Consider the following 23,768-nt stretch of genomic DNA (forward strand, 5'->3'; position numbering starts at 1 on the left):
AAAGGCGCGGAACAACGCCTCGAAGACTGCAGTCTGGCGCGTTCACGCTTGCAGATAAAGCCTGGTATCAGCAGAAAATATTTGACGCTGCAGCAACAATTGCGCCAAGCTGGCACCCCATGAAAACCACCCTGGACGAGTTGCAGGCCTTTCGCGCCGTGATCGACTGCGGCAGCATCACGGCGGCGGCCGAGCAGTTGGGACAGACCACCTCGGGCATCAGCCGCAGCCTGTCGCGCCTGGAGAAAAAGCTGGCCACCACCTTGGTGCGGCGCACCACGCGCAGCCTGGAGCTGACCGAGGAAGGCGCGCGCTTCCTGGCCCGCACGCGCGAGGTGCTGCAGGCCCTGGACGCGGCCGAGGAGGAACTGGCCGCGCGCCGTGAGGCGCCGGCCGGGCTGCTGCGCGTCAACGCGGCCTCGCCCTTCATGCTGCATGCCATCGTGCCGCTGGTGGGTGAGTTCCGCGCGCTCTATCCGCTGATCACGCTGGAGCTGAACACCGATGACCTGCACATCGACCTGCTGGCCCAGCGCACCGACATCGCCATCCGCATCGGCGAGCTGCGCGACTCCACGCTGCATGCGCGGCTGCTGTGCCACAGCCTGCTGCGCGTGCTGGCCAGCCCCGCCTACCTGCAGGCCCATGGCCCCGTGGCGAGCGTGGCCGCGCTGGCGCGCCACCAGCGCATCGGCAACAGCCAGGTGCCGGGCCTGAACCACTGGCCGCTGCGCACGCCCGAGGGCGGCGACCGCTGGGATGCCGCGCCCCAGCTCACGGCCTCCAGCGGCGAGACCATGCGCCAGCTGGCCCTGGCCGGCCAGGGCGTGGTCTGCCTGGCCGACTTCATGACCGTGCGCGATCGCGCCCAGGGCGAGCTGGTGCAGGTGCTGGCGCGCGAGACCGTGCAGCAGCGCCAGCCCATCCACGCCGTCTACTACCGCAACACGGCGCTGGCCGCGCGCATCACGGCCTTCCTGGACTTTCTCGCGCAGCGCATGGCGCAGTCCTGAGGGCCCTGTGACGACGTCCGCCTGAACGGCTTGATCGGCCCGTTCGGCTTGTGCATGCAGGGCGCATGCATATGCGTTTTGCTTCGTTGCCGCAGGGCTGGCGGTTTTACAGAATCCGGGATTCGCCGCAGCAGGCATGGGCCGGCTGCGGCCGGAGACCGTCTTGCCCCACCTGATCGAAAGCTTTGCCGACATGGCGCCCTTCGTGGCCCTGCGGCGCGACCTGCATGCCCACCCTGAGCTGGGCTTCGAGGAACACCGCACCTCGGCCATCGTGGCCGAACGCCTGGCCGCCTGGGGCGTGGAGGTGCACACCGGCCTGGCCGGCACGGGCGTGGTGGGCGTGGTGCACGGCAGGCATACGTACGCACGCCACGGCACGCGCACCATCGGCCTGCGCGCCGACCTGGATGCGCTGCCGCTGCAGGAAGAAAACCGGTTCGCCCACCGCTCGCAGCACGCAGGCCGCATGCATGCCTGCGGCCATGACGGCCACACCACCATGCTGCTGGCCGCGGCCTGGCATCTGGCACGCACGCGCGACTTCGCGGGCACGGTGCACCTGATCTTTCAGCCCGCCGAAGAGATGGGCAAGGCCGGCGCACGCAGGATGATCGACGAAGGCCTGTTCGAGCGCTTCCCCTGCGATGCGGTCTTCGCACTGCACAACTTCGCGCTGGACCGCGTGGGCAGCTTCTCAACCCGGGCGCGCTCATGGCCTCCAGCAACACCTTCCGCATCGTGCTGCATGGGCAGGGCACGCATGCCTCGCTGCCGCACACGGGCACCGATCCGGTGGCCGCCACCATTGATCTGGCCCAGCAGCTGCAGACCCTGGTCGCGCGCCATGTGGATTCGCGCGAACGCGCACTGCTGGCGGTCACGCAGATCCAGGGCTCGGACGCGCCCAACGTGATTCCCGACAGCGCCTGGGTGGGCGGCACGGTGCGCACCTTCTCCGTGGCGGCGCTGGACATCCTCGAAGCCGCCCTGCGCCGCCAGGCCGAGCACACGGCCTTGGCCCATGGCTGCAGGGCCGAGATCCATTTCCGGCGCGCCTCGCCGCCCCTGGTCAACCACGCGGCCGAGGCCGCCTTCGCCGCCGCCGTGATGCGCGAGATCGCGGGCGACGACGCCGTGGACACGCAGTTCCCCGGCGTGCTGGCGGCCGAGGACTTCGCCCACATGCTGCAGGCGCGCCCCGGCTGCTACGCCTTCATCGGCAACGGCCAGGGCGATCACCGACTGCCCGGCCATGGCGACGGCCCCTGCCTGATCCACAACCGCTCCTACGACTTCAACGACGACATCCTTGCCATCGGCGCCAGCTACTTCGTGCGGCTGGTGGAGCGGTGGCTTGCCGTCACCCAGGAAACTTCCCCATGAAAACCTCTCACCCTTCTCCCGTCACCCGCCGCGTTCTGCTGGCAGCAGCCCTGGCCCTGGGACTGGCACCGGCCGTGCATGCCGAACGCGTGATCCGCATCGTCGTGCCCTTCGGCGCGGGCGCCACGCAGGACACGGTGGCACGCACCTTCAGCAATGAACTGGGCCAGGCCCTGGGCGCCACCGTGGTGGTGGAAAACCGGGCGGGCGCGGGTGGCAGCGTGGGCACGGCCCAGGTGGCCAAGTCCGCGCCGGACGGCAACACCCTGGTGCTGGCTGCGGCCAGCCACAACCTGGCCGGCCATCTGTACGCGAAGCTGCCCTATGACCCGCTCAAGGACTTCGTGGGCGTGTCTTTCCTGGGCCGCACGGGCTATGTGGTGGGCGTGCCGGCCGCCTCGGGCGTGCAGACCCTGGGCGAGCTGCTGCAGCGCGCCAGGGCCCAGCCCGGCCAGCTCAACTATGCGTCGGCCGGCAATGGCAGCGCCTCGCACCTGGCCTCGGCCTCGCTGGCCGCGCAGGCGGGCGTCAAGCTGCAGCACATCCCCATGAAATCCACGGGCGACGCCACGACCGAACTGCTGGCCGGCCGCGTGCAGCTGGTCACGGGCGCCACCATCGGCATGCTGGCCTTCCAGAAGGACCCGCGCGTCAAACTGCTGGCCTACTCGGGCCAGCAACGGTCGCGCTTCCTGCCCGATCTGCCCACGGTGGCCGAGTCCGGCGTGCCCGGCTATGCCTTCGACTCCTGGCTGGGCCTGCTGGCACCGGCCGGCACGCCGCCCGCCGAAGTGGAGCGCATCAACGCCGCCGTGCGCAAGGTGCTGGCCGAGCCCGTGGTCCAGGAGCGCCTGGCCCGCGTGGGCGTGGAAGCCGCCACCCTGCCGGCCGCCGAATTCCAGCGCCTGCTCAAGGACGACTGGGAAGCGTCCGGGCGCATCGTCAAGGCGGCCGACGTGCGCATCGAATAGTCACCCAGGCCGTCACAGCAGCTTGGTACCCAGCGGCACCTCGCGGTCGGGCACGCACAGCGCCACCTCGCCGTTCTCGTTGTGGAATCCCGTGACCAGGCATTCCGAGCGCATGGGCCCGATCTGCTTGCTGGGAAAGTTCAGCACAGCCACCACCTGGCGGCCTATCAGTTCCTCGGGCCGGTACAGCGCCGTGATCTGGGCGCTGGACTTGCGCAGGCCCAGCGCCGGGCCGAAGTCGACCTGCAGCACATAGGCGGGGCGGCGCGCCTCCTTGAACACCTGGGCGTCCACGATGCGGCCCACGCGCAGCTCCACCTTGAGGAAGTCGTCAAAGCCAATGGTCTCGTGCAATGCGGATGAAGTAGTCATGCGGCCATGATGCCGCGCCGCCGGTGCCGGCATTGTCGAGCAACGCTTGCAGTGCCGGGGCACACTGTCCGCCATGAAAAAGGCCGGCATCGCGTCCGATGCCGGCCTGGTGCGAGGCCCTCGACAGGCCCCGCAGCGGTTCACGCCAGGATTACTTGGCGGCGACCACGCGCACCATTTCCAGGCACTTGTTGGAGTAGCCCCACTCGTTGTCGTACCAGGACACGACCTTCACGAAGGTCTTGTCCAGGGCGATGCCGGCTTCGGCATCGAACACCGAGGTGCAGGACTCGCCGCGGAAGTCCGTGGCCACGACCTTGTCTTCGGTGTAGCCCAGCACGCCCTTGAGCGCGCCTTGCGACTGGGCCTTCATTTCGGCGCAGATCTCTTCGTAGCTGGCTTCGCTGTTCAGCTCCACCGTCAGGTCCACCACCGACACGTCGGAGGTGGGCACGCGGAAGGACATGCCGGTCAGCTTCTTGTTGAGCTCGGGAATCACCACGCCCACGGCCTTGGCTGCGCCCGTGCTGGAGGGAATGATGTTTTCCAGTATGCCGCGGCCGCCGCGCCAGTCCTTGTTGCTGGGGCCGTCCACGGTCTTTTGGGTGGCGGTGGCAGCGTGCACGGTGGTCATCAGGCCGCGCTTGATGCCCCACTTGTCGTTGAGCACCTTGGCCACGGGAGCCAGGCAGTTGGTGGTGCAGGAGGCGTTGGAGATCACGTCCTGGCCAGCGTAGGTCTTGCAGTTCACGCCGAAGACGAACATCGGGGTGCTGTCCTTGGAAGGCGCGGACATGATGACCTTCTTGGCGCCGGCAGCCAGGTGCTTGCGTGCGGTCTCGTCGGTCAGGAACAGGCCGGTGGCCTCGATCACGATGTCGGCGCCGACTTCGTTCCACTTCAGGTTGGCGGGGTCGCGCTCCTGCGTCAGGCGGATGGTCTTGCCGTTGACGATCAGGTTGGAGCCCTCCACCGAGACCTCACCCTTGAAGCGGCCGTGAACGCTGTCGTACTTGAGCATGTAGGCCAGGTAGTCGGGCTCGAGCAGGTCGTTGATGCCCACGACTTCGATGTCGCTGAAGTTCTGCACGGCAGCGCGGAACACCATGCGGCCGATGCGGCCGAAGCCGTTGATACCGATCTTGATCGTCATATTTGCCTCTTGGATTGACGGATTGCGAAAAACGGAAAAACTGAAACGGTGAGGGCCAGGCCGGGCCTGGAGGGCGGCAAAAAGGGGCCACAGGCCCCTTCTCGCAGCTTTACTTGCCGGCGCGCTGCAGCGCAGCCTGCACGGTGTCGGCCACGTTCTCGGCCGTGAAGCCGAAGTGCTTGAACAGCACGGGCGCTGGGGCCGATTCGCCGTAGGTGTCGATACCGACGACAGCGGCGCAGCCGTACTTCCACCAGAAGTCGGTCACGCCCATTTCCACGGCGATGCGCGGCAGGTTGGCCGGCAGCACCTGGCTCTTGTACTTGGCGTCCTGCTTGTCGAAGGTGGTGGTGCTGGGCATGGAGACCACGCGCACGGCGACCTTGCGCTCGGCCAGCAGCTTCTGGGCGGCCAGGGCCAGCTGCACTTCGGAGCCGGTGGCAATGATGACGGCCTGGGCCTTCTTGTTCAGGCCGACGGCCTTGGGTTCGGACAGCACGTAGGCGCCGCAGGCGATGTCGTCCAGCGCGTCTTCGGTCTTGGCTGCGTAGGCCAGGTTCTGGCGCGACAGCAGCAGGGCCGTGGGCTTGTTCTTCTGGCTCAGGGCCACGGTCCAGGCGACGGCGGTTTCCGTGGTGTCGGCAGGGCGCCAGACATCCAGGCCCGGGATCAGGCGCAGAGAGGCGGCGTGCTCGATGGACTGGTGGGTGGGGCCGTCTTCGCCCAGGCCGATGGAGTCGTGCGTGAAGACATGGACCACGCGCTGCTTCATCAGCGCGGCCATGCGGATGGCGTTGCGGCTGTAGTCGCTGAAGGTCAGGAAGGTGCCTGCGTAGGGGATGTAGCCGCCATGCAGGGCGATGCCGTTCATGATGGCGGCCATGCCGAACTCGCGCACACCGTAGTTGATGTGGCGGCCGATCTTGCCGTCTTCGGTCAGGACCACGGCACCCTTGTCGTCCACGCGCAGCGAAGGCGTGCTCTTGGTGTTGGTCAGGTTGGAGCCGGTCAGGTCGGCCGAGCCGCCCAGCAGTTCGGGCAGGGCTGCGGTCAGGCCTTCCAGGACCAGCTGGCTGGCCTTGCGGCTGGCCACGGTGGCGCCTGCGTCATGCGCGTCGGAGGCGATCTGCGCGGCGATCTCGCCGAAGTTGGCGGGCAGGTCACCGGCCATGCGGCGCTTGAATTCGGCAGCCAGTTCGGGGAAGGCCTTGGCATAGGCGGCGAACTTCTTGTTCCAGGCCGCTTCGGCCTTGGCGCCGGCGGCCTTGGCATCCCAGTCGCCGTAGACGCTGGCGGGGATGTCGAAGGGGCCGTGCTCCCAGCCCAGGGCCGCGCGGGTCAGTGCGATTTCCTCGGCGCCCAGGGGCTCGCCGTGGGCCTTGGCCGTGTCCTGGCGGTTGGGCGAGCCCTTGCCGATGCTGGTCTTGCAGCAGATCAGCGTGGGCTTGTCGCTGCTCTTCTTGGCGGCGGCGATGGCGGCATCGATGGCCTGCACGTTGTGGCCGTCCACGTCGCGCACCACGTTCCAGCCATAGGCTTCGAAGCGGGCGGGCGTGTTGTCGATGAACCAGGGGGCGACCTTGCCGTCGATGGAGATGCCGTTGTCGTCGTACAGCGCCACCAGCTTGCCCAGCTTCCAGGCGCCGGCCAGGGCCGCGGCCTCGTGGCTGATGCCTTCCATCAGGCAGCCGTCACCCAGGAACACGTAGGTGTGGTGGTCGACGATGGCGTGGCCTGCGCGGTTGAACTCGGCGGCCAGCAGCTTTTCGGCCAGCGCGAAGCCCACGGCATTGGTGATGCCCTGGCCCAGCGGGCCGGTGGTGGTTTCCACGCCGGGGGTGATGCCCACTTCGGGGTGGCCGGCCGTCTTGCTGTGCAGCTGGCGGAAGTTCTTGAGTTCGTCGATCGGCAGCGCGTAGCCCGTGAGGTGCAGCAGCGCGTAGATCAGCATGGAGCCGTGGCCGTTGGACAGGATGAAGCGGTCACGGTCAGCCCATTGCGGGTTGACGGGGTTGTGCTTGAGGTGACGGCTCCACAGTGCCACGGCCATGTCGGCCATGCCCATGGGGGCGCCGGGGTGGCCGGAGTTGGCTTGTTGAACGGCATCCATTGCGAGTGCGCGGATCGCATTCGCCATTTGTTGAGTGTTGGCCATCAGGGCGCTCCGTGAAGGAGGGGGTAATCAGAGTAAGCCGGCTATTTTAAAGGACGCGGGTTTTCGGCTCCCGCGCGCGGGGCAATGGCCGCTGGCAATGGTCTACAGTTGCGCTCCATGACCGCCTCGCCCATCCAGCCGTTCCCCGCCGCCAAGGCGCTTTTCCTCACCGAGCAGCCACCGGCCATGCTGCTGGCCGCAGGCCGTGGCGAGCGCATGCGGCCGCTGACCGACACCTGCCCCAAGCCGCTGCTGCAGGTGCAGGGCCGGCCGCTGCTGCAGCACCACCTGCAGGCCCTTGCGCAGGCCGGCGTGCGCCGCGCCGTGGTCAACACGGGCTGGCTGGGCGAGCAGATTCCCGCGCGCTTCGGGGCGCGCTTCGCGCCCGACACAGGTGGCGAGCCGCTGCATCTGGCCTATTCCCCCGAGCCCGAGCAGGCGCTGGAGACCGCGGGAGGCATTGCGCGCGCGCTGCCGCTTCTGGACACGGTGTTCTGGCTGGCGGCCGGCGATGTCTACGCGCCCGACTTTGATTTCCCGTTCGAGGCGGCCCGCGAATTTGCCGCCAGCGGACGGCTGGCCCATCTGTGGCTGGTGCCCAACCCCGAGCACCATCGGCGTGGCGACTTCGGCGTGGACGAACTGGGCCTGGCCTGCGACTGGCCCGAGGGAGATGCCCGCCCGCGCCAGACCTACGGCACGATCGCACTGCTGCGCGCCGAGCTGTTTGCCGCGCCCTGGTGCGACATCCCGCCCGGCAACCCCGACGGTTGGCGCGTGCCGCTGGTGGCGCTGCTGCGCCGGGCGATGGCCGCCGGCCAGGTGAGCGCCAGCCTGTATGCCGGGCGCTGGACCGACGTGGGCACGCCCGAGCGGCTGCAGCGGCTCAACACGCCAGCCGCCTGAGACGTCGGACTGACACGCCGGCCTGGCACGTTGGCCTGGGGCGCCCGCTGGTGACTTCGCCGCCCGGGCAGGCGAAGGCGCTCCGTGTTAGCGTCGCCGGTTCGGCGCAGCGGCGCGCCAGAAAGCCTTTCGATGAGTGTGATCCAGTATGTGATGTTCCTGGCCCTGGTGGGCCTGGCGACGTTTTGCCAGAACCTGACGGGCTTTGCCTTCGGGCTGATCTTCGTGGGCGTGGCCGGTGCCACGCACCTGATGGGCATTGGCGATGCGGCCAACGTGGCCTGCCTGCTGTCCGTGGTCAACGGCGTGGCCTACCTGCGCGCCCACCGCCAGGTGCCGCAGTGGTCCCTGCTCAAGCCCATGCTGATCAGCAGCGTCATCGGCGTGATCGGCGGCGTGCTGCTGCTGCAGTGGCTCAGCGGCAATGCGCTGAGCGGGCTGCGCATGCTGCTGGGCCTGGCCATCGTGGCCTGCGCGCTGTTGCTGTTGCTGCAAAAGCAGGTCAACGCGCAGGTGTCGGGGCCGGTGTCGCTGTGGGTGGCCGGTGTGGCCTCGGGGCTGCTGGGCGGGCTGTTTGCCACGCCAGGCCCGCCCATGGTCTACCACCTGTACCGCCAGCCGCTGGACCGTCTGGTGGTGCGCCAGTGCCTGTTTGCCATGTTCCTTACCTGCGCGCTGCTGCGCCTGGTGATGGTGGCCTGGGAGGGCGAGATCACCGCCAGCGTGCTGCTGGCCGCAGCCCTGGCCTTTCCCGTGGTGACGGTGGTGACCTGGCTGCACATGCGCCATCCGCCCGCCCTGCCCAAGCGGCTGGTCGAATGGATGGTCTGCCTGCTGCTGGTGCTGTCGGGCACCAGCCTGCTGGTGTCGGGCTGGAACGCCAGCCACCCCCAGCCCGTGGTGCCCGATGACGAGATGGCCATGGCCGTGCCCCAGCGGTCCCAGGCTGCGGCCCCCGCGCCGCGCTGACAACAAAAAAGCCCGCCGGGCGGACCGGCGGGCTTTTTTGAAGGGGGAAGGAACCGATCAGTTCACGACCTGCTGCAGCGATCCGGCAGCGTACTTGGCTGCCATCTGCTCCAGCGTGTAGCCCTTGATCTTGGCGCCCTGGCCTTCGCAGCCGAACTCGATGTAGCGGGCCTTGCAGATCTGCTTGGCGGCTTCGCGGGCGGGCTTGAGCCATTCGCGGGCGTCGAACTTCTCGGGGTTCTCGGCCAGGAACTTGCGCACGGCGCCGGTCATCGCCAGGCGGATGTCGGTGTCGATGTTGATCTTGCGCACGCCGTGCTTGATGGCTTCCTGGATTTCCTCGACGGGCACGCCGTAGGTTTCCTTCATGGCGCCGCCGTACTGGCGGATGATTTCCAGCAGTTCCTGGGGCACGGAGGAGGAGCCGTGCATGACCAGGTGGGTGTTGGGCAGGCGCGCGTGGATTTCCTTGACGCGCTGGATGGACAGGATGTCGCCCGTGGGCTTGCGCGTGAACTTGTAGGCGCCGTGGCTGGTGCCGATGGCAATGGCCAGCGCGTCCAGCTGCGTGGCCTTGACGAACTGGGCCGCTTCCTCGGGGTCGGTCAGCAGGGCCGAGTGGTCGAGCACGCCTTCGGCGCCCACGCCGTCTTCCTCGCCGGCCATGCCGGTTTCCAGCGAGCCCAGGCAGCCGAGTTCACCTTCGACGGTGGCGCCCAGCTTGTGGGCCATTTCCACGACCTTGCGGGTCACGTCCACGTTGTATTCGAAGGAGGAAGGCGTCTTGCCGTCTTCCATCAGCGAGCCGTCCATCATCACCGAGCCGAAGCCCAGGTTCAGCGCGCCCTGGCAGATGGCGGGCGAGGTGCCGTGGTCCTGGTGCATGACCAGGGGGATGTGGGGATACTGCTCGGCGGCGGCCTGGATCAGGTGCTTGATGAAGGGCTCGCCGGCGTACTTGCGGGCGCCTGCGCTGGCCTGCAGGATGACGGGCGCGCCCACTTCGTCGGCGGCCGACATCACGGCTTGCACCTGCTCCAGGTTGTTGACGTTGAAGGCGGGAAGACCGTAGCCGTTTTCGGCAGCGTGGTCCAGCAGTTCGCGCATCGAAACGAGAGGCATGTGTAGGGTCCGTATCAAGTTGTTGAGAGGGGGATGCCCCTGCCGCATGGCGGCCGCCGCTGCGTCATGGGTTCGCTGCGGGGCTGCGGCCGGGGGATCGCGGCAGTAACCGCTTGGTAACTGGCGATTTTAACCAGCTGCCGCCAACCCTGTCCCGGGCATTCCCATGCGGTAGCAGGTCGTGAAGCCTTCGGGCGGCGCGGCCTCGCCAAAGCTTCCCTGGTGGGCGCGCAGCACGCGCGCCACGATCTCGTGGCCCAGGTGCAGGCTGTCCACGGGCGCTGCCGCGCGCTCTGCGCCATCGCGGCGGCCGTCGTCGCAAACCTGCAACCAGACCTCGCCGTCGGGCCCCTGCCCGGCCTGCACCTCGATCTGCGTGCCGTGCGGTGTGTGCTTGAGGGCGTTTTCCACCAGGTTGCGCAGCGCCAGCTCCAGCAGCACGGCATTGCCCATCACGCCCAGTGCCTCAGGCGCCTGCACGGACAGGCTGCAGCCGCGCTGCCAGGCCGCCTGCGCATGGGCGGCCACCACCTGGCGGGCCAGCGCGGCCAGGTCCACGGGCACGGGCGGGTCGGCCAGCATGGCGCGTCCTGCGCGCGCCAGTGCCAGCAGCTGGCTGAGCACATGGCCGGCGTGCAGCGCGTCCTGGCCTATGCGCGCCAGCGCGGCGCGCTGGGCCGGGGCATCCATGGCGCCGGCCGGCGCATCGCCCAGGGCACGCGCCTGCAAGGCGATGGAGGCCAGCGGCGTGCGCAGTTCATGGGCCACTTCGTTGGCCAGGCTGCGCTCGCGCTCCAGCGCCTCCTGCTGGCGGTCCAGCAAGGTGTTGATGGAGTTCACCACGGGCATGAATTCCCGCAGCGCGTGGCGGTGCGAAACGCGCTCGGCCTGGGCCAGGTCCAGGCGCTCGACCTCGCGCGAGAGTTCGTTGAGCGGCCGCATGCCGCGTCGAATGGCCAGCCCCAGCGCCAGCGCGACCACAGGCAAAAGCCACAGGCCCGGCTCGATCATCTGGCCCGCGATGTCGTCGGCCAGTTCGTCGCGCTCCTGCAGCTCGATCATCACGCTGACCTTGCGTGCATGGTCGCGGCTCCATTGGGTGAAGCTGCGCCAGGCCCGATGCTCGGGACCCAGGCGCAGGGTGGCAAAGCCCTGCTCGGTGTCGAAGGCGGGCTCGGGCGCATCGCCCGTGCGCGAGATCAGCCGCCCCGCGCCATCCCACAGGGCCACGCTCAGCGACTGCTGGTAGTCGTGGGCCATCAGGCCGGGGGGCTCATGCACGGGCGTGGCTGCTCCCTGGCCTACGGCGCCTGCGACTTCCAGGTTGAGCACCAGCGCAGCGACGCCGGCCAGGTGGCCGTCGGTGAGCTCGTCGGCCTCGTGCACGCCGGTCTGGTAGCCCAGCGCCACGAAGCTGGCCCAGACCACGACCAGCGCGCCCAGCATCCAGGCCATCAGATGCCAGATCAGCGAGGGGCGGCGCTGCTGCGCGGTGCTCATGGGTTCTCCGCAGGAAGAAAGTAGCCCACGCCGCGCATGGTGACGATGCTGGCATTGCCCAGCTTCTTGCGCAGGTGGTGGATATGGACTTCGACGGCATTGCTTTCCACGGCCGTGCCCCAGCTGTAGAGATGTTCCTCGATCTGCTGGCGCGAGAGCACGCGCCCGCGCGCCTGCAGCAGCACCCAGAGCACGGAGAACTCGCGCGGCGACATTTCCACCAGCTTTCCGTCGCGGCGCACGGTGCGCGCGGCCGGGTCGACCTCCAGCTCGCCATGGCGGATCACGGGTGCCGCCTGCCCGCCTGCGCGGCGCAGCATGGCGCGCAGCCGCGCCTCCAGCTCGTCGATGTCGAAGGGCTTGACCAGGTAGTCATCGGCACCCAGGTCCAGCCCGGCGATGCGCTCGCGCACCTGGTCGCGCGCGGTGAGGATGAGCACGGGCGTGTTGGGGTCCGGCAGGGCGTGGATGTCGCCACCCGGGCGGCGCGGGCTCCGCAGGCGGCGCAGGATTTCGCTGCCATCGCCATCGGGCAGGCCCAGGTCCAGCAGCACGGCGTCGAAGCGCTCCATCTCCAGCGCATGCCAGGCATCGGCCACGGTGGAGCAGACGTCGACCGCATAGCGGCGCTGTTGCAGATTGGCCTGCAGGCCTGCGGCAATGCCCGCGTTGTCTTCGACGACCAGTATTCGCATGCGCGCATTGTGCAATGGCCGCTGCCGGCTGCGGCGCCAGACGATGGCCGCACGCCGGGGCATGCGTTAAGACGGGTTTAAGCCGCGCTTCTCATGCTGCCGGCCATGCCGACACCTGAACCCCGAGATTTTTCCGCCGCCCCTGCGCAGGGCCCCTCCTTCAAAAGCACCCTGCTGTGGACCCTGGCGGCGCTGGCCGTGGTCCTGGCCTGGGATGCCGGCGCCCTGGACCTGGCCATGGCCCGCTGGTTTGGCGACGCCGATGGCTTTGCGCTGCGTTCGGACTGGTTCTTCGTGAACATCGCCCACGAAAGCGCACGCCGCCTGGCCTGGCTGGTGGTGCTGGGCCTGACGCTGTGCGTCTGGCGGCCCATCGGCCCGCTGCGCCTGCTGCCTCACGGGCGGCGCGTGCAGCTGGTGGCGGGCATCTTGCTGTCGCTGGCCCTGATCTCGCTGCTCAAGTACACCAGCGCGACCAGCTGCCCCTGGGACCTGGCCGAGTTCGGCGGCGTGGCGCGCCATGTCTCGCACTGGTCGCTGGGCCTGGCCGACGGCGGGCCGGGCCGCTGCTTTCCCGCAGGCCACGCCTCGGCAGGCTTTGCCTTTCTGGCCGGCTATTTCGCGCTGCGCCGCCATGCACCCCGCGCAGCCTGGATCTGGCTGGCCGTCTCGCTGGCCGCAGGCCTGTCGATGGGCCTGGCCCAGCAGATGCGCGGCGCCCATTTCATGAGCCACACGCTGTGGACCGGCTGGCTGTGCTGGACGGCGGGCTGGCTTTTCGACCTGGCGGTCACGCGTGCGCTGCGCACCCGGGACAGCGCGCCTGACTCCCTGTGGCCCGCCGCCAGCCTTCCGCCTTCCACTCCCTGATCAAGCGTTGCCATGCTGCCCCTGGACCCCGCCCTGTTCACGCTGCTGAACGCCAACGCGCAAACGCCCGCCATCTCGATCGAGGCGGCGCGCGCCATCTCCTCCTGGCTTCCCTCGCTGTGCGCCCTTCCCGTGATGGCCGGGTTGCTGCGCGGCTCGCCCGCCCTGCGCCGCACGCTGGTGCTGGCCCTGCTGTCCATGCTGGCCGCCTGGGCCGTGGCACGGCTGGTCCGCTGGGGCTTCCCCGCGCCGCGTCCTGCCCAGCTGGGCATGGGCGTGCAATGGGTGGAACACGCGCTGCGGTCCAGCTTTCCGAGCATGCACGCCACGGGCGCCTTTGCCCTGGCCCAGGCGCTGACCCTGGGCTGCACGCGCCACCGCCGCTGGGTCATGGTGTCAGCCTGGTCGCTGGCCCTGGGCATGGGCTGGAGCCGCGTGCACCTGGGCGTGCACTTCCCGTCCGATGTGGTCGGCGGTGCCATCGTGGGCATCTGCAGCGCCACCCTGGTCTGGCATGCTGCGCTGTGGCGCTGCCTTGCCGTCATGCCCAACCTGCTGCCCTACAACGCACGAACCCACTCAGGCAGGCCCCGATAGACCATGGCGAAGGCATAGCGCACGGCACATAAAACTGGCGCCCCCCAGAACGAGGGACACCGAGCAAGGGCCGCCCCGCCGCGAGGGTGTCGTCCCCCCCGCGTAGCAAGAGGGGGAAGGCGCGAAGCGCCTCAGGGGGTTAGTTCACACGACATATCTTCAGCATGTTCGTGCCACCGGGCTGGCCCATGGGCTCGCCGCAGGTGATGGCATAGACATCGCCGCTTTGCACGATGTTGCGCGCGCGCAGATGGCCTTCGGCCTGGTCCAGCGCGGTGTCGCGGTCGGCGCTGGTGTCCATGAGCAGGGGGCGCACGTTGCGGTACATGGCCATCTTGCGCTGCGTGGAGATCTTGGGCGTGAGCGCGTAGATGGGGATGTGGATGCGGTGGCGGCTCATCCACAGCGCGGTGGAGCCGCTGTCCGTCATGGCGACGATGGCCTTGGCGCCCAGGTGGTGGGCCGTGAACAGCGCGCCGATGGCGATCGACTGGTCGATACGCGAGAACTGGCGGCCGGTGAACTCGGCATCGCTGTCCGGGTCTTCGGCGGCTTCCGCGGCGGCGCAGATCTTGGCCATTTCCTGCACGGTCTCCAGCGGGTACCTGCCGGCGGCGGTCTCGGCGCTGAGCATGACGGCGTCCGTGCCGTCCAGCACGGCGTTGGCCACGTCGCTGACCTCGGCGCGCGTGGGCACGGGGTTGGTGATCATGCTCTCCATCATCTGCGTGGCGGTGATCACGAACTTGTCCATGTCGCGCGCCATGCGGATCATCTTCTTTTGCAGCGCGGGCACGGCAGCGTTGCCCACTTCCACGGCCAGGTCGCCGCGCGCCACCATGATGCCGTCGGAGACATGCAGTATCTCTTCCAGGCGCGGAATGGCCTCGGCGCGCTCGATCTTGGCGATCAGGCCGGGCTTGTGGCCGTACTGGGCCGCAGCCACGTTGCACAGCTGGCGCGCCATCTCCATGTCGGTGGCGTTCTTGGGAAAGCTCACGGCCACGTAGTCGGCCTGGAAGCTCATGGCGGTCTTGATGTCCTCCATGTCCTTGGCCGTCAGCGCCGGGGCCGTCAGGCCGCCGCCCTGCTTGTTGATGCCCTTGTTGTTGGACAGCTCGCCGCCGAGCTTGACGGTGGTGTGCACCTCGTCGCCACGCACATGGTCCACGGTGAGCACGATCAGGCCGTCGTTGAGCAGCAGCACGTCGCCGGGCTTCACGTCGCGCGGCAGTTCCTTGTAGTCCAGGCCCACGCCGTTGATGTCGCCGGGCTCGGTGCGCGACGCGTCGAGCACGAAGCGCGCGCCGGGCTCCAGCATGACCTTGCCTTCGGCGAACTTGCCGACGCGGATCTTGGGGCCCTGCAGGTCGGCCATGATGGCCACCTCGCGGCCTGCGCGCTGGGCCGCCTCGCGCACCATGGTGGCGCGGTCGATGTGGTCCTGCGCCTTGCCGTGGCTGAAATTCAGGCGCACCACGTTGACGCCTTCGCGCACCATCTGTTCCAGCAGTTGCGGGTCGCTGGAAGCGGGGCCCAGGGTGGCGACGATCTTGGTGGCACGGCTCACTTGCATGGAATGTCTCTCGCTCAGGGTTTGTAATCGGGTTTCAATTCTCACACGAATGCGGTTACATGAAGGCAACATTCCGGCATGCGGTGCGGGCCTGAAGACCCCGCGTCCTGAGCCTGCGCAAGGGGGCGGCCGGATGCCGTTGCCATCGCCGAACACTGCGGTGCACTGCCTTTGCCGCTATTGCTTTTGATGCTGCACGGCAGCATTCCCGGCAAAGGCGCTGTGCCATGCCGGTCTCCTGTGAAAGCAGTTTTGCCCGCCGCGTTCGCAATGCCTGCTGCACCGCACCGCACCGCACCGCACCGCACCGCACCGCACCGCAGGACACCACAGAATCAGACTGGTCCACATTGACGCGGCCCGCCCCTGCTTCCTAGCATCGCCTTCATATTCCTGTGGTCCACCCGGCCCGCAGGCCGCAGCCAGAACATACGGTTCCCCTTGGTTTCGCATGCTCAGCCAGCCCATCCACAGCTTTGCCATGCCACCAGGAAATCCACCATGCTTGACCGCAGACGCTTTGTTCTGACCACCCTGGCCTCCCCGGCGCTGACCGCCTGCGGCGCGGGTAGCGATGTTGCTGCCAACCGCTATGTCCAGACTCCCCTGCTCGCCAGCCATGCGCGCTACGGCGCGCGCTTCACGCAGCCCGGCTTCGTCAACGGCTGGGGCATCGCCATCCGCCCGGCCGGCGCGGGAGGCCATTTCTGGATTGGCGGCGGGGGCACGTCCTGGCAGTTCATCGGTGACGTGGCTCGCTCGGCCGATCCCGGGATGCGCGCCCTGCACCAGGACGGCCTGCGCGAAGTGGCCGTTCCGCGCTCCGATGCCCTGACCGGCGATGACAGTGCCGGCAAAGTCACCGGCGTGGTCTACAACGGTGCGCCCCTGGACTCGCAGCTGCTGCGGGTCCGGCAGCAGCCTGCCGCCGGACGACTGCTCGAGGGCTCGGCCCGCTTCGTCTTCGTGACCGACAGCGGCAGCGTCAGCGCCTGGACGGAGCGCGATGCGCAGACGGGCGCCATCGTCCGGGTGGACGGCCCTGCGGTGGAAATGTTCAATGGTGCCGACCAGGGCATGGCTTTCTTCGGGGCCGCCATCCACACGGGCCGATGGGACCGCGTGTGGATGGCCGACTTCGGCGCCCGGCCCCAGATCCGCACGCTGGACGCGCAGTGGCAACTGGTGCCCACCCAGGGCTTCGCCAACCCGTTCGCATCAGGCGCGGCAGGCGAGGCCCGGCCCGGTGATCCGGTGCCCTTCAACATCCAGGTCGTCAACGACGGCCGCCGCGACCGCGTGTTCGTGCTCTATGCGATCAGCCAGCCCGACCCGGACGATCCCCTGGCGTTCCATGCCGGCGAGGAGGATGCTCTGGACGCAGCCGCAGAAGCGGCCAGCGGCAACCGGCCTGCGCGCGGCAGGCTGGCCGAGTTCGACCTCGACGGCCGCCTGCTGCGCATGTATGAGGACGATGGACGCCTGAATGCGCCCTGGGGCGTGGCCATCGCTCCTGACGGCTTCGGCGCAATGGCGGGGCACCTGCTGGTCGGCAACTTCGGGGGAGCAGGCCGCATCTGTGCCTTCGACCTGTCCACGGGCCGCTATGTGGACGATCTGCGCGACGCGCAGGACCGCCCCGTGGCCATCCCCGGCCTGTGGGCCCTGCAGTTCGGCAACGGCGTGGCCCTGGGCGACAGCGACGCGCTCTACTTCGCCGCCGGCCCCGAGGACGAAACCGAGGGCCTGTTCGGCTCGCTGAGGCTTCTGTGACGCTTCATCCTGGCGGTGTCATTGCGCAGACGCCAGGCCTCACACCAGCCCGTGCGAGAGCAGGTAGGTGATGGCATGGGCCACCATGGCCGCCTCCAGGCCATAGCGCCAGAACAGGAAGCCGCCCACGGCGCCGTGGACGACCTCGAACAGCAGCAACTGCAGCACCAGCGCGTCCGACAGGCCGCCCCAGGTGCTCCAGGCCAGGGCCAGCTGCAGCATGCCCCACAGCAGGGCCGACAGCATGACGGACCACCAGCCCAGCGTCCATCCCGGGCGGCGGTCTGTGCGTCCGCTCAGCCGCCACAGCAGCCACATCACCAGCGTCATGCCGCCCAGCCGCATCACCAGCTCGGCCGTGATGCCCGCGTACAGCATCTTGGCGCCCAGCGGCATGGCGTAGACGGGGTCGATCAGGGTCAGGTCGTCGGGCCAGGCCAGGGCCAGGGTCACCAGCCAGGCCGCGCCGACCACGCCACCGGCCAGCCCCGGCAGCGTGAGGTAGCGCACGGCGCGCTGGGGCGAACGCCCGGCCACCCAGGTGGTCAGCAGCGGTGCGGACAGGCCCAGCCGCGGCCCCAGCCACACGCCCACGCCCACGGGCAGGGCCAGCAGCGCGGCCATCACGCCAATGCCGGTGAGCGGCGTGACCAGCGGCTCCACGGGCAGGCCCAGCATGCGCATCCAGTCGGGCAGCACGAACCAGGCCATGGCCGCCACGCCGGGCAGCCCCAGCAGCCAGAGCACCGTGAAGATGCGCCAGCTCAGCCGGGGCAGTGCGGGTGCGGCATAGGCCGATGGGGCGGGCATGAGAGTGGACACGGGGCCGGTGGTGGGCAGGCTGGCGTTGTCAGTCACGCATCAAGGCTTCTATCTCGTCGGGCTCCACGGGCACGCCGCGCGTGATCAGCTCGCAGCCGGTCTCGGTGACGATGGCATCGTCCTCGATGCGGATGCCGATGTTGTGGAACTGCTCGGGCACGCCGGCCGCAGGGCGCACGTAGATGCCCGGCTCGATGGTGGTGCACATTCCCGGACGCAGGATGCGGCTGGGGCGGTTGGTGATGGTCTCGCCCGACAGCGGGTCCTTGCGCTCGTGCGACTGGCCCAGCTCCGAAGGCTCCACATAGCTGCCGCAGTCATGCACGTCCATGCCCAGCCAGTGGCCGGTGCGGTGCATGTAGAACTGGAAGAAGGCGCGCTGCTCGATCACGTCCTGGGCATTGCCATAGACCTTTTTGTCCAGCAGGCCCAGATCCAGCATGCCCTGCGCCAGCACGGCCACGGTGGCGTCGTGCGGATCGTTGAAGCGCGCGCCGGCCCGCGTGGCCGCCACGGCAGCCTTCTGGCTTTCCAGCACCAGCTCGTAGAGCGCGCGCTGCGGGCCGGTGAAGCGGCCATCGGCGGGGAAGGTGCGCGTGATGTCGCTGGCGTAGCCGTCGAGCTCGCAGCCGGCGTCGATCAGCACCAGTTCGCCCGCGCGCACGGGGGCCTTGTCGGCCTGGTAGTGCAGCACGCAGGCATTGGCGCCGGCGGCCACGATGGAGCCGTAGGCCACGTACTGCGAGCCCTGCTGGCGGAATTCATGCAGCAGCTCGGCATCCAGGTGGTATTCACGCACTTCCTGGCCTGCGCGCAGCATGCGCGCCGAGCGCTGCATGGCGCGGATATGGGCCTGGGCGCTGATGGCGGCGGCGCGGCGCATGATGTCCTGCTCGTGGGCGTCCTTGACCAGGCGCATCTCGTCCAGCAGCGTGCACAGGTCGCCCTGCTCGGACGGGCACAGCGCGCCAAAGCGCACCCGTGCGCGCACCTGGCCCAGCCAGCCTTCCACGCGCACGGCCAGCCCTTCATGCGTGGCGAACGGATACCAGAGGCGGCCCCGGTTCTCCAGCAGGCGGGGCAGGCGCGTATCGATCTCGGCGCTGGAGAACGCCTGGCTCACGCCCAGCGTGGCCACGGCAGCCTCGGGGCCCAGGCGGATGCCGTCCCAGATTTCGCGCTCCAGGTCCTTGGGCTGGCAAAACAGCACGCTGGTGCCATCGGCGGCCAGTACCAGGCAGGCATTGGGCTCGGCAAAGCCGGTCAGGTAATAGAAATAGCTGTCGTGGCGGTACAGATAGCCGGTGTCCCGGTTGCGCTGGCGCTCGGGAGCGGTGGGAATGATGGCGATGCCGCCGGCGCCCAACTGGGCGGCCAAGCGTGCGCGGCGTTGGGCATAAACAGATGTCATACAGCTATCGTACTGCCGTCCGGGGTTCTCCACAGTCCCCGGAACAGGGGAAGGAGGGGGGGCAGCCGGCCGGCGTCAGGTGGACTTCAGCGCAGACACCGTCACTGCCCCAGGGCGCGCCGATTCCAGGGTGCCTTCATCAGCATGCGCGCCAGTCCGCAAAAGCCGGTGGCACCCGCCACGATCAGACCGCAGCCCACGAAGGCCGAAAGCAGGTGCCACCACGGTGAAACCGTGGCACCGAGCACGGCGCCCAGCAGTGCCAGCCCGCCCGCACCCAGTTGCACCTGGCGCTGCAGCTCCAGCGGCTGGCGGCTGTCGTGCAGCACGGGCAGGCCTTCGGCCTTCCAGGCGTCCAGGCCGCCGTCGAGCACATGGCCGGCACAGCCGGGCGGCAAGGCAGCCGCCAGGGCCTGGGCGTTGAGCCTCGTGCGGTTGCCGGAACGGCAGTGAAAGACCACGGCGGCCGGCGCATCGCCCCAGGCCTGGGCGCCCAGGCGCTCCATGGGCATGCTGCGGGCGCCTGCCATGCGTTCGCGCGCATGTTCGTCGGGCGCGCGGATGTCGATGAGCCAGGCGCCTTGCGCCTGCAACTGGCGGGCGGCCTGGGCCGAGATGAGGGGAAGGGACATGGGACGACTCCTGGGGTGGGGGTTTTCAGGGACAGAAGATGCTCTTGAGTGCCGCCACCAGCTTTTGCGCATCGGGATCGGCGATGCGGTAGTACAGGGTCTGCGACTCGCGGCGGTAGGCGACCAGGCCCTCCTCGCGCATGCGCGCCAGATGCTGGGACAGGGCCGACTGGCTCAGCGGGATACGCTCCAGCAGCCCGCCCACCGACAGCTCGCCATGCTCGATCAGCAGGCACAGCACCAGCAGGCGCCTCTCGTTGCCCACGGCGCGCAGCAGGGTGGCGGCGCGCGCCGCACCCTGCTGCAGGAAAGCCTGTTCGGAGGAGAGGATGGGTTGGTTCATGATTAAGAAAAATCTAATTTAGCAAATTCTAATATACTTGCCGGCAGGCTGCACTGGAGCCATCGACAAAGGAGTGCTTTCATGACCTCGCCGCTGCGCATCGCGCCATTCTTCGACGAAGCCACCCATACCGTGACCTACCTGGTCTGGGATGCGAACACGGGCGAGGCCGCCGCCATCGACCCCGTGCTCGACTACGACCATGCCAGCGGCCAGGCCCACACCGGCTCGGCCGATGCCGTGCTGGCCGCCGCGCAGGCCCAGGGCCTGCGCCTGCGCTGGATCCTGGAAACCCATGCGCATGCCGACCACCTCAGCGCGGCCCCGTACCTGCGCGAGCGCACGGGCGCCCCGATCGCCGTGGGCGAGCACATCCGCGAGGTGCAGCGCATCTTCCGCCCCGTCTTCAACCTGCCCGCGCCCGCCGGGGAGCCGCCTTTCGACCGACTGCTGGCAGACGGCGACAGCCTGCCCCTGGGCGGGCTGCGCATCGAGGTGCTGCACACGCCCGGCCATACGCCCGCCTGCGTGTCCTACCGCATCGAGGATGCGGTCTTCGTGGGCGATACGCTGTTCATGCCCGACTACGGCACGGCGCGCGCCGACTTTCCGGGCGGCGATGCGCGCACGCTGTTCCGCTCCATCCAGCGCCTGCTGGCCCTGCCGCCCGCAACACGCCTGTTCATGTGCCATGACTACAAGGCGCCGGGCCGCGACCGCCACGCCTGGGAAACCACCGTTGCCGACCAACGTGCCGGCAACGTGCATGTGCACGCGGGCGTGGACGAGGCCAGCTTCGTGGCCATGCGCAACCGGCGCGACGCCACGCTGTCGGCGCCCGCCCTGCTGCTGCCCGCCATCCAGGTCAACATGCACGCAGGCCATTGGCCCGAGGCCGAGGCCAACGGCGTGCACTACCTCAAAATTCCGCTGCGCATGAAGCATCGGCCCCAGGCAGCGGACGCGAAGCAGGCGTAGAGTCGTCCGTTGGCTCCCCCACCCCTCTTGCGACACCCCCAGGACAAAGGACCTTCCATGATCCACAGCGCCCATGCCACCAGCACGGACACCCCCTATCGCGTCACGCTCGCAGACCCCCAAGGACACCGCTGGCACGTGGACGAGCCCGCGGACAAGGGCGGCGGCGACACGGCGCCCAACCCCCTGCAGCTGCTGCTGTCGGCCCTGGGCGCCTGCACCACGGTCACGCTGCAGATGTATGCGGCGCGCAAGCAGTGGAAGCTGGAGCAGGTGGATGTGCAATTGCGCCTGAACCCCGAAGGCACGCCGGCCAGCGGCAACCTGATCGAACGCCAGATTACCCTGCAAGGCGACCTGGACGACGAACAGCGCCAGCGCCTGCTGCAGGTGGCCGAGGCCTGCCCCGTGCACAAGCTGCTGGCCGGCGAAGTGCACATCCAGACCGCGCTGCAGCTGCCCGCCTGAGCGAAGGACTGGCCACCATGCAAAAGGCCCTGCGGCAGGTATGCCGCAGGGCCTTCGGAGTGGACGGGGACATGGCCGGCGTCAGGCTTCGCTGACCTCGATCTCCCCCGTATCGACATAGAGTTCGAACTCCCGCTTGGCCAGCGACACGGTGATCGGCTGATCCTCCTGGGTCCAGGACAGCACATAGCTTCCGATGGCCGTGGCCACCTGCACACGGGTGCCACGCGGAATGTCTTCCAATTGGCCATCGCCTACCCGGTGCTGCACATTGCCGGTGACCGTGGCTTCGAATTTCTCGGGGAATCGCTGGACTTCCACGGCGCTCTGGACCGCCTCTTCAGCGGCTTCGGCGTGCGTCTGTACGGATGTATTCATGGCGTTTTCTCCTGTAAGAGTGAGGCCGGCGCCCGCCAAAAGGACGGGCGCCGGGCCGTTCCTCGAATGTAAACAATGTTCCTGAGAATGCGCTGTCAGCGAACAGGCCCAATATCTGCGATCCTGGTTTGCCTGCTGCGCCGAGCTGCACGACACTGGTGGCCTCCCCCACGAACCAGGCCGATCCGCCCATGTCCGACACGTCCCCACCCAACTCCCAGCCCCAGCACCTTCCCACCCGCACCGCCGACGTGGGCGGCATTCCCATTCAGCGCGCCATTCCGCAGCGCGCCCTGCGCAAGGTAGGTGCCTGGTGCTTTCTCGACCACGCCGGCCCCGCCGATCCCGCGCCGCCCGGCATGCAGGTCGGCCCGCATCCCCATATCGGCCTGCAGACCTTCACCTGGATGATCCGCGGCGAAGTGCTGCACCGCGACAGCCTGGGCAACACCCAGATCATCCGGCCCGGACAGGTCAATCTGATGACGGCAGGCCACGGCATCGCCCATTCCGAGGAAAGCCAGACGCCCTCGCACATCCACGCCGCCCAGCTGTGGATTGCGCTGCCCGAATCGCACCGCAACGGTCCGCCCCGCTTCCAGCACTACCCCGAGCTGCCCAGGACCACGGTGGGGGACTTCACGGCCACGGTGCTGGCCGGCGAGGCGCTGGGCCTGACGTCGCCCGCCGAGGTGCACACGCCCCTGATGAGCGTGGACCTGCATGCGGACAGCGCACGCAGCGCCAATGCCGTCGCCACGTTGCCGCTGCGCGCCGATTTCGAGCATGCCGTGCTCAGCCTGGAAGGCGACGTGCGCGTGAACGGCCAGCCGCTGCCGGTGGAGGAATTGCTCTACCTGCCCCTGGGCACGCCCTCGGTCGCCATCGAAGCGGCGCCCGGCAGCCGCCTGCTGGTCATTGGCGGCGAGCCCATGGATGAAGCCATCTTGCTGTGGTGGAACTTCGTGGCGCGCACGGGAGAGGAAATCGCCGAGGCCCGCGCGCAGTGGGAGGCCGAGACCCGGCAGCCCGCCACTGCGGCGCGCCGCTTCGGACCGCCGCTGGCTTCGCCCCTGGCGCCGCTGCATGCGCCTTCGCTGGACGGCGTGGTGCTGCGCGCCTCGCGCTGAAACGCGCCGTACCGCAGCCTTCGCGGCGATCGCCGCCCCAGCAAAAAGGCGCCCCGAAAGGGGCGCCTTGCCGTTGATGTTGCGGGAGTTTCGAGGGTCAGGCCGGGCTGGCCGCATCCACCTCGGTGCCATCTTCCACGCCGCGCACGCTCTCGCGGCCATGCTTGTCCTTGAGCTTGCCCAGATCGGTTTCCACCGCCCGCTTCAGCTTATCGATGGCGGCGTTGAAGGCGTCCTTGACCTTCTCGGCCTCGGCGTTCACGGCGATCGGCGGGCGTCCATTGGCCCGGGTCTCCAGAACGCAGCGCTTGCCGGGAGCCCCCGAGGTCTTGAGCGCATCGACACCCGTGAGGAACACCTCCACGCGCACCACATAGTCCTTCAATCTCGCCAGCTTGGCGTTGATTTCTTCCTGCGCCCATTGCGCCAAGGACTCGCCACCCTGGATCGAATCGTCGGCATGAACCTGAACTTGCATGCATATCCTCCTAGTCGCCAAAAGCCGCACCACCGGCGCGGCGGGGTTGTCGGGGCCATTGATGAACTGG

General features: G+C 68.7%; 24 protein-coding genes and 1 pseudogene. 12 read left to right on the forward strand and 13 right to left on the reverse strand.

The genetic code is table 11. From position 1 onward, the window contains the following. The first annotated feature begins 119 nt into the window (after positions 1-119). The 4 genes and pseudogenes from U6958_RS31775 (at position 120) to U6958_RS31785 (ending at position 3,370) form a co-directional block, all read left to right on the forward strand. Positions 120-1,013 carry a LysR family transcriptional regulator gene (locus tag U6958_RS31775; protein ID WP_016449828.1) on the forward strand — a complete coding sequence of 298 codons (894 nt, stop codon included), beginning with the start codon at positions 120-122 and terminating at the stop codon, positions 1,011-1,013. A gap of 193 nt (positions 1,014-1,206) precedes the next feature. After that, positions 1,207-1,665: pseudogene (locus U6958_RS33365) on the forward strand (amidohydrolase); the annotation flags it as partial. 62 nt (positions 1,666-1,727) lie between these two features. Beyond that, a complete protein-coding gene (locus U6958_RS33370) occupies positions 1,728-2,399 on the forward strand; it encodes a M20/M25/M40 family metallo-hydrolase (protein ID WP_404997197.1) in 672 nt (223 codons plus the stop codon). Continuing rightward, a complete protein-coding gene (locus U6958_RS31785; protein ID WP_016449830.1) occupies positions 2,396-3,370 on the forward strand; it encodes a tripartite tricarboxylate transporter substrate binding protein in 975 nt (324 codons plus the stop codon). Before U6958_RS33370 ends, U6958_RS31785 begins: the two co-directional genes overlap by 4 nt. Before the next feature lie 12 nt (positions 3,371-3,382). On the opposite strand, the gene U6958_RS31790 is transcribed toward U6958_RS31785, so the two are convergent. The 3 genes from U6958_RS31790 to tkt form a co-directional block, all read right to left on the reverse strand. Then, positions 3,383-3,742, reverse strand: a complete 360-nt coding sequence (locus U6958_RS31790; protein ID WP_016449831.1) for a tRNA-binding protein — start codon at positions 3,740-3,742, stop codon at positions 3,383-3,385. 151 nt (positions 3,743-3,893) lie between these two features. After that, positions 3,894-4,895 carry a type I glyceraldehyde-3-phosphate dehydrogenase gene (gap, locus tag U6958_RS31795; protein WP_012202871.1) on the reverse strand — a complete coding sequence of 334 codons (1,002 nt, stop codon included), beginning with the start codon at positions 4,893-4,895 and terminating at the stop codon, positions 3,894-3,896. Positions 4,896-5,004: 109 nt separating this feature from the next. After that, positions 5,005-7,050, reverse strand: coding sequence for a transketolase (tkt, locus tag U6958_RS31800; protein ID WP_074920862.1), 2,046 nt, complete (start codon positions 7,048-7,050; stop codon positions 5,005-5,007). A gap of 117 nt (positions 7,051-7,167) precedes the next feature. Between tkt and U6958_RS31805 the strand changes: the two genes are divergently transcribed. Both U6958_RS31805 and U6958_RS31810 read left to right on the forward strand, forming a co-directional pair. Next, complete coding sequence (locus tag U6958_RS31805; RefSeq protein ID WP_061287286.1) at positions 7,168-7,956, forward strand: nucleotidyltransferase family protein; 789 nt, start codon at positions 7,168-7,170, stop codon at positions 7,954-7,956. Positions 7,957-8,088: 132 nt separating this feature from the next. Continuing rightward, positions 8,089-8,925, forward strand: a complete 837-nt coding sequence (locus U6958_RS31810) for a sulfite exporter TauE/SafE family protein (RefSeq protein ID WP_034363409.1) — start codon at positions 8,089-8,091, stop codon at positions 8,923-8,925. A gap of 57 nt (positions 8,926-8,982) precedes the next feature. On the opposite strand, the gene fba is transcribed toward U6958_RS31810, so the two are convergent. From fba to U6958_RS31825, 3 genes are all read right to left on the reverse strand, one after another. Next, positions 8,983-10,047, reverse strand: a complete 1,065-nt coding sequence (gene fba, locus U6958_RS31815) for a class II fructose-bisphosphate aldolase (RefSeq protein ID WP_013804528.1) — start codon at positions 10,045-10,047, stop codon at positions 8,983-8,985. Between the two features lie 129 nt (positions 10,048-10,176). Beyond that, positions 10,177-11,547 carry a two-component sensor histidine kinase gene (locus tag U6958_RS31820; protein WP_043791552.1) on the reverse strand — a complete coding sequence of 457 codons (1,371 nt, stop codon included), beginning with the start codon at positions 11,545-11,547 and terminating at the stop codon, positions 10,177-10,179. Then, positions 11,544-12,242 carry a response regulator transcription factor gene (locus tag U6958_RS31825; RefSeq protein WP_074920931.1) on the reverse strand — a complete coding sequence of 233 codons (699 nt, stop codon included), beginning with the start codon at positions 12,240-12,242 and terminating at the stop codon, positions 11,544-11,546. The genes U6958_RS31820 and U6958_RS31825 overlap by 4 nt, the downstream gene beginning before the upstream one ends. Before the next feature lie 93 nt (positions 12,243-12,335). On the opposite strand from U6958_RS31825, the gene U6958_RS31830 reads away from it, so the two are divergent. Next, a complete protein-coding gene (locus U6958_RS31830; RefSeq protein ID WP_074920863.1) occupies positions 12,336-13,112 on the forward strand; it encodes a phosphatase PAP2 family protein in 777 nt (258 codons plus the stop codon). 12 nt (positions 13,113-13,124) lie between these two features. Then, positions 13,125-13,709: a phosphatase PAP2 family protein gene (locus U6958_RS31835; protein WP_074920864.1), complete on the forward strand. Its 585-nt coding sequence runs from the start codon at positions 13,125-13,127 to the stop codon at positions 13,707-13,709. Positions 13,710-13,848: 139 nt separating this feature from the next. Here U6958_RS31835 and pyk read toward each other — a convergent pair whose 3' ends face one another. Continuing rightward, a complete protein-coding gene (gene pyk / locus U6958_RS31840) occupies positions 13,849-15,285 on the reverse strand; it encodes a pyruvate kinase (protein WP_016449840.1) in 1,437 nt (478 codons plus the stop codon). A gap of 501 nt (positions 15,286-15,786) precedes the next feature. On the opposite strand from pyk, the gene U6958_RS31845 reads away from it, so the two are divergent. After that, positions 15,787-17,058, forward strand: a complete 1,272-nt coding sequence (locus U6958_RS31845; protein WP_074920865.1) for a TIGR03118 family protein — start codon at positions 15,787-15,789, stop codon at positions 17,056-17,058. A 39-nt stretch (positions 17,059-17,097) separates the two neighbouring features. On the opposite strand, the gene U6958_RS31850 is transcribed toward U6958_RS31845, so the two are convergent. The 4 genes from U6958_RS31850 to U6958_RS31865 all read right to left on the reverse strand — a co-directional run bounded on the left by U6958_RS31850 (position 17,098) and on the right by U6958_RS31865 (position 20,266). Further along, entirely contained in the window at positions 17,098-17,916 is an 819-nt protein-coding gene (locus tag U6958_RS31850) for a hypothetical protein (RefSeq protein WP_016449842.1), read from the reverse strand. Further along, complete coding sequence (locus U6958_RS31855; protein ID WP_016452064.1) at positions 17,909-19,291, reverse strand: aminopeptidase P N-terminal domain-containing protein; 1,383 nt, start codon at positions 19,289-19,291, stop codon at positions 17,909-17,911. The genes U6958_RS31850 and U6958_RS31855 overlap by 8 nt, the downstream gene beginning before the upstream one ends. 101 nt (positions 19,292-19,392) lie before the next feature. Further along, positions 19,393-19,923: a rhodanese family protein gene (locus U6958_RS31860; RefSeq protein ID WP_017404647.1), complete on the reverse strand. Its 531-nt coding sequence runs from the start codon at positions 19,921-19,923 to the stop codon at positions 19,393-19,395. 25 nt (positions 19,924-19,948) lie between these two features. Further along, entirely contained in the window at positions 19,949-20,266 is a 318-nt protein-coding gene (locus tag U6958_RS31865; protein WP_074920866.1) for a helix-turn-helix transcriptional regulator, read from the reverse strand. Positions 20,267-20,347: 81 nt separating this feature from the next. Between U6958_RS31865 and U6958_RS31870 the strand changes: the two genes are divergently transcribed. Both U6958_RS31870 and U6958_RS31875 read left to right on the forward strand, forming a co-directional pair. Next, positions 20,348-21,244 carry an MBL fold metallo-hydrolase gene (locus U6958_RS31870; protein ID WP_017404645.1) on the forward strand — a complete coding sequence of 299 codons (897 nt, stop codon included), beginning with the start codon at positions 20,348-20,350 and terminating at the stop codon, positions 21,242-21,244. A 57-nt stretch (positions 21,245-21,301) separates the two neighbouring features. Continuing rightward, positions 21,302-21,712 carry an OsmC family protein gene (locus tag U6958_RS31875; RefSeq protein ID WP_016449847.1) on the forward strand — a complete coding sequence of 137 codons (411 nt, stop codon included), beginning with the start codon at positions 21,302-21,304 and terminating at the stop codon, positions 21,710-21,712. A gap of 81 nt (positions 21,713-21,793) precedes the next feature. On the opposite strand, the gene U6958_RS31880 is transcribed toward U6958_RS31875, so the two are convergent. Continuing rightward, entirely contained in the window at positions 21,794-22,090 is a 297-nt protein-coding gene (locus U6958_RS31880) for a hypothetical protein (protein WP_016449848.1), read from the reverse strand. Between the two features lie 191 nt (positions 22,091-22,281). On the opposite strand from U6958_RS31880, the gene U6958_RS31885 reads away from it, so the two are divergent. Next, a complete protein-coding gene (locus U6958_RS31885) occupies positions 22,282-23,220 on the forward strand; it encodes a pirin family protein (RefSeq protein WP_016452068.1) in 939 nt (312 codons plus the stop codon). A 97-nt stretch (positions 23,221-23,317) separates the two neighbouring features. Here U6958_RS31885 and U6958_RS31890 read toward each other — a convergent pair whose 3' ends face one another. Further along, complete coding sequence (locus U6958_RS31890) at positions 23,318-23,698, reverse strand: HPF/RaiA family ribosome-associated protein (protein ID WP_016449850.1); 381 nt, start codon at positions 23,696-23,698, stop codon at positions 23,318-23,320. Between the last annotated feature and the right edge of the window lie 70 nt (positions 23,699-23,768).

Origin of the sequence: Delftia lacustris (assembly GCF_040267515.1) — a bacterium.
Taxonomy (GTDB): Bacteria; Pseudomonadota; Gammaproteobacteria; order Burkholderiales; family Burkholderiaceae_C; genus Comamonas; species Comamonas tsuruhatensis.

Excerpts from the sequence above, each read along its gene's own strand:
- U6958_RS33370 (WP_404997197.1), top strand. The coding sequence starts at position 1,728 with ATGGCCTCCAGCAACACCTTCCGCATCGTGCTGCATGGGCAGGGCACG.
- U6958_RS31820 (WP_043791552.1), bottom strand. The coding sequence starts at position 11,547 with ATGAGCACCGCGCAGCAGCGCCGCCCCTCGCTGATCTGGCATCTGATG.
- pyk (WP_016449840.1), bottom strand. The coding sequence starts at position 15,285 with ATGCAAGTGAGCCGTGCCACCAAGATCGTCGCCACCCTGGGCCCCGCT.
- U6958_RS31785 (WP_016449830.1), top strand. The coding sequence starts at position 2,396 with ATGAAAACCTCTCACCCTTCTCCCGTCACCCGCCGCGTTCTGCTGGCA.
- U6958_RS31870 (WP_017404645.1), top strand. The coding sequence starts at position 20,348 with ATGACCTCGCCGCTGCGCATCGCGCCATTCTTCGACGAAGCCACCCAT.
- U6958_RS31830 (WP_074920863.1), top strand. The coding sequence starts at position 12,336 with ATGCTGCCGGCCATGCCGACACCTGAACCCCGAGATTTTTCCGCCGCC.
- U6958_RS31835 (WP_074920864.1), top strand. The coding sequence starts at position 13,125 with ATGCTGCCCCTGGACCCCGCCCTGTTCACGCTGCTGAACGCCAACGCG.
- U6958_RS31825 (WP_074920931.1), bottom strand. The coding sequence starts at position 12,242 with ATGCGAATACTGGTCGTCGAAGACAACGCGGGCATTGCCGCAGGCCTG.
- U6958_RS31790 (WP_016449831.1), bottom strand. The coding sequence starts at position 3,742 with ATGACTACTTCATCCGCATTGCACGAGACCATTGGCTTTGACGACTTC.
- tkt (WP_074920862.1), bottom strand. The coding sequence starts at position 7,050 with ATGGCCAACACTCAACAAATGGCGAATGCGATCCGCGCACTCGCAATG.
- U6958_RS31810 (WP_034363409.1), top strand. The coding sequence starts at position 8,089 with ATGAGTGTGATCCAGTATGTGATGTTCCTGGCCCTGGTGGGCCTGGCG.
- U6958_RS31875 (WP_016449847.1), top strand. The coding sequence starts at position 21,302 with ATGATCCACAGCGCCCATGCCACCAGCACGGACACCCCCTATCGCGTC.
- U6958_RS31855 (WP_016452064.1), bottom strand. The coding sequence starts at position 19,291 with ATGACATCTGTTTATGCCCAACGCCGCGCACGCTTGGCCGCCCAGTTG.
- gap (WP_012202871.1), bottom strand. The coding sequence starts at position 4,895 with ATGACGATCAAGATCGGTATCAACGGCTTCGGCCGCATCGGCCGCATG.
- U6958_RS31805 (WP_061287286.1), top strand. The coding sequence starts at position 7,168 with ATGACCGCCTCGCCCATCCAGCCGTTCCCCGCCGCCAAGGCGCTTTTC.
- U6958_RS31860 (WP_017404647.1), bottom strand. The coding sequence starts at position 19,923 with ATGTCCCTTCCCCTCATCTCGGCCCAGGCCGCCCGCCAGTTGCAGGCG.
- U6958_RS31845 (WP_074920865.1), top strand. The coding sequence starts at position 15,787 with ATGCTTGACCGCAGACGCTTTGTTCTGACCACCCTGGCCTCCCCGGCG.
- fba (WP_013804528.1), bottom strand. The coding sequence starts at position 10,047 with ATGCCTCTCGTTTCGATGCGCGAACTGCTGGACCACGCTGCCGAAAAC.
- U6958_RS31865 (WP_074920866.1), bottom strand. The coding sequence starts at position 20,266 with ATGAACCAACCCATCCTCTCCTCCGAACAGGCTTTCCTGCAGCAGGGT.
- U6958_RS31775 (WP_016449828.1), top strand. The coding sequence starts at position 120 with ATGAAAACCACCCTGGACGAGTTGCAGGCCTTTCGCGCCGTGATCGAC.
- U6958_RS31880 (WP_016449848.1), bottom strand. The coding sequence starts at position 22,090 with ATGAATACATCCGTACAGACGCACGCCGAAGCCGCTGAAGAGGCGGTC.
- U6958_RS31890 (WP_016449850.1), bottom strand. The coding sequence starts at position 23,698 with ATGCAAGTTCAGGTTCATGCCGACGATTCGATCCAGGGTGGCGAGTCC.
- U6958_RS31885 (WP_016452068.1), top strand. The coding sequence starts at position 22,282 with ATGTCCGACACGTCCCCACCCAACTCCCAGCCCCAGCACCTTCCCACC.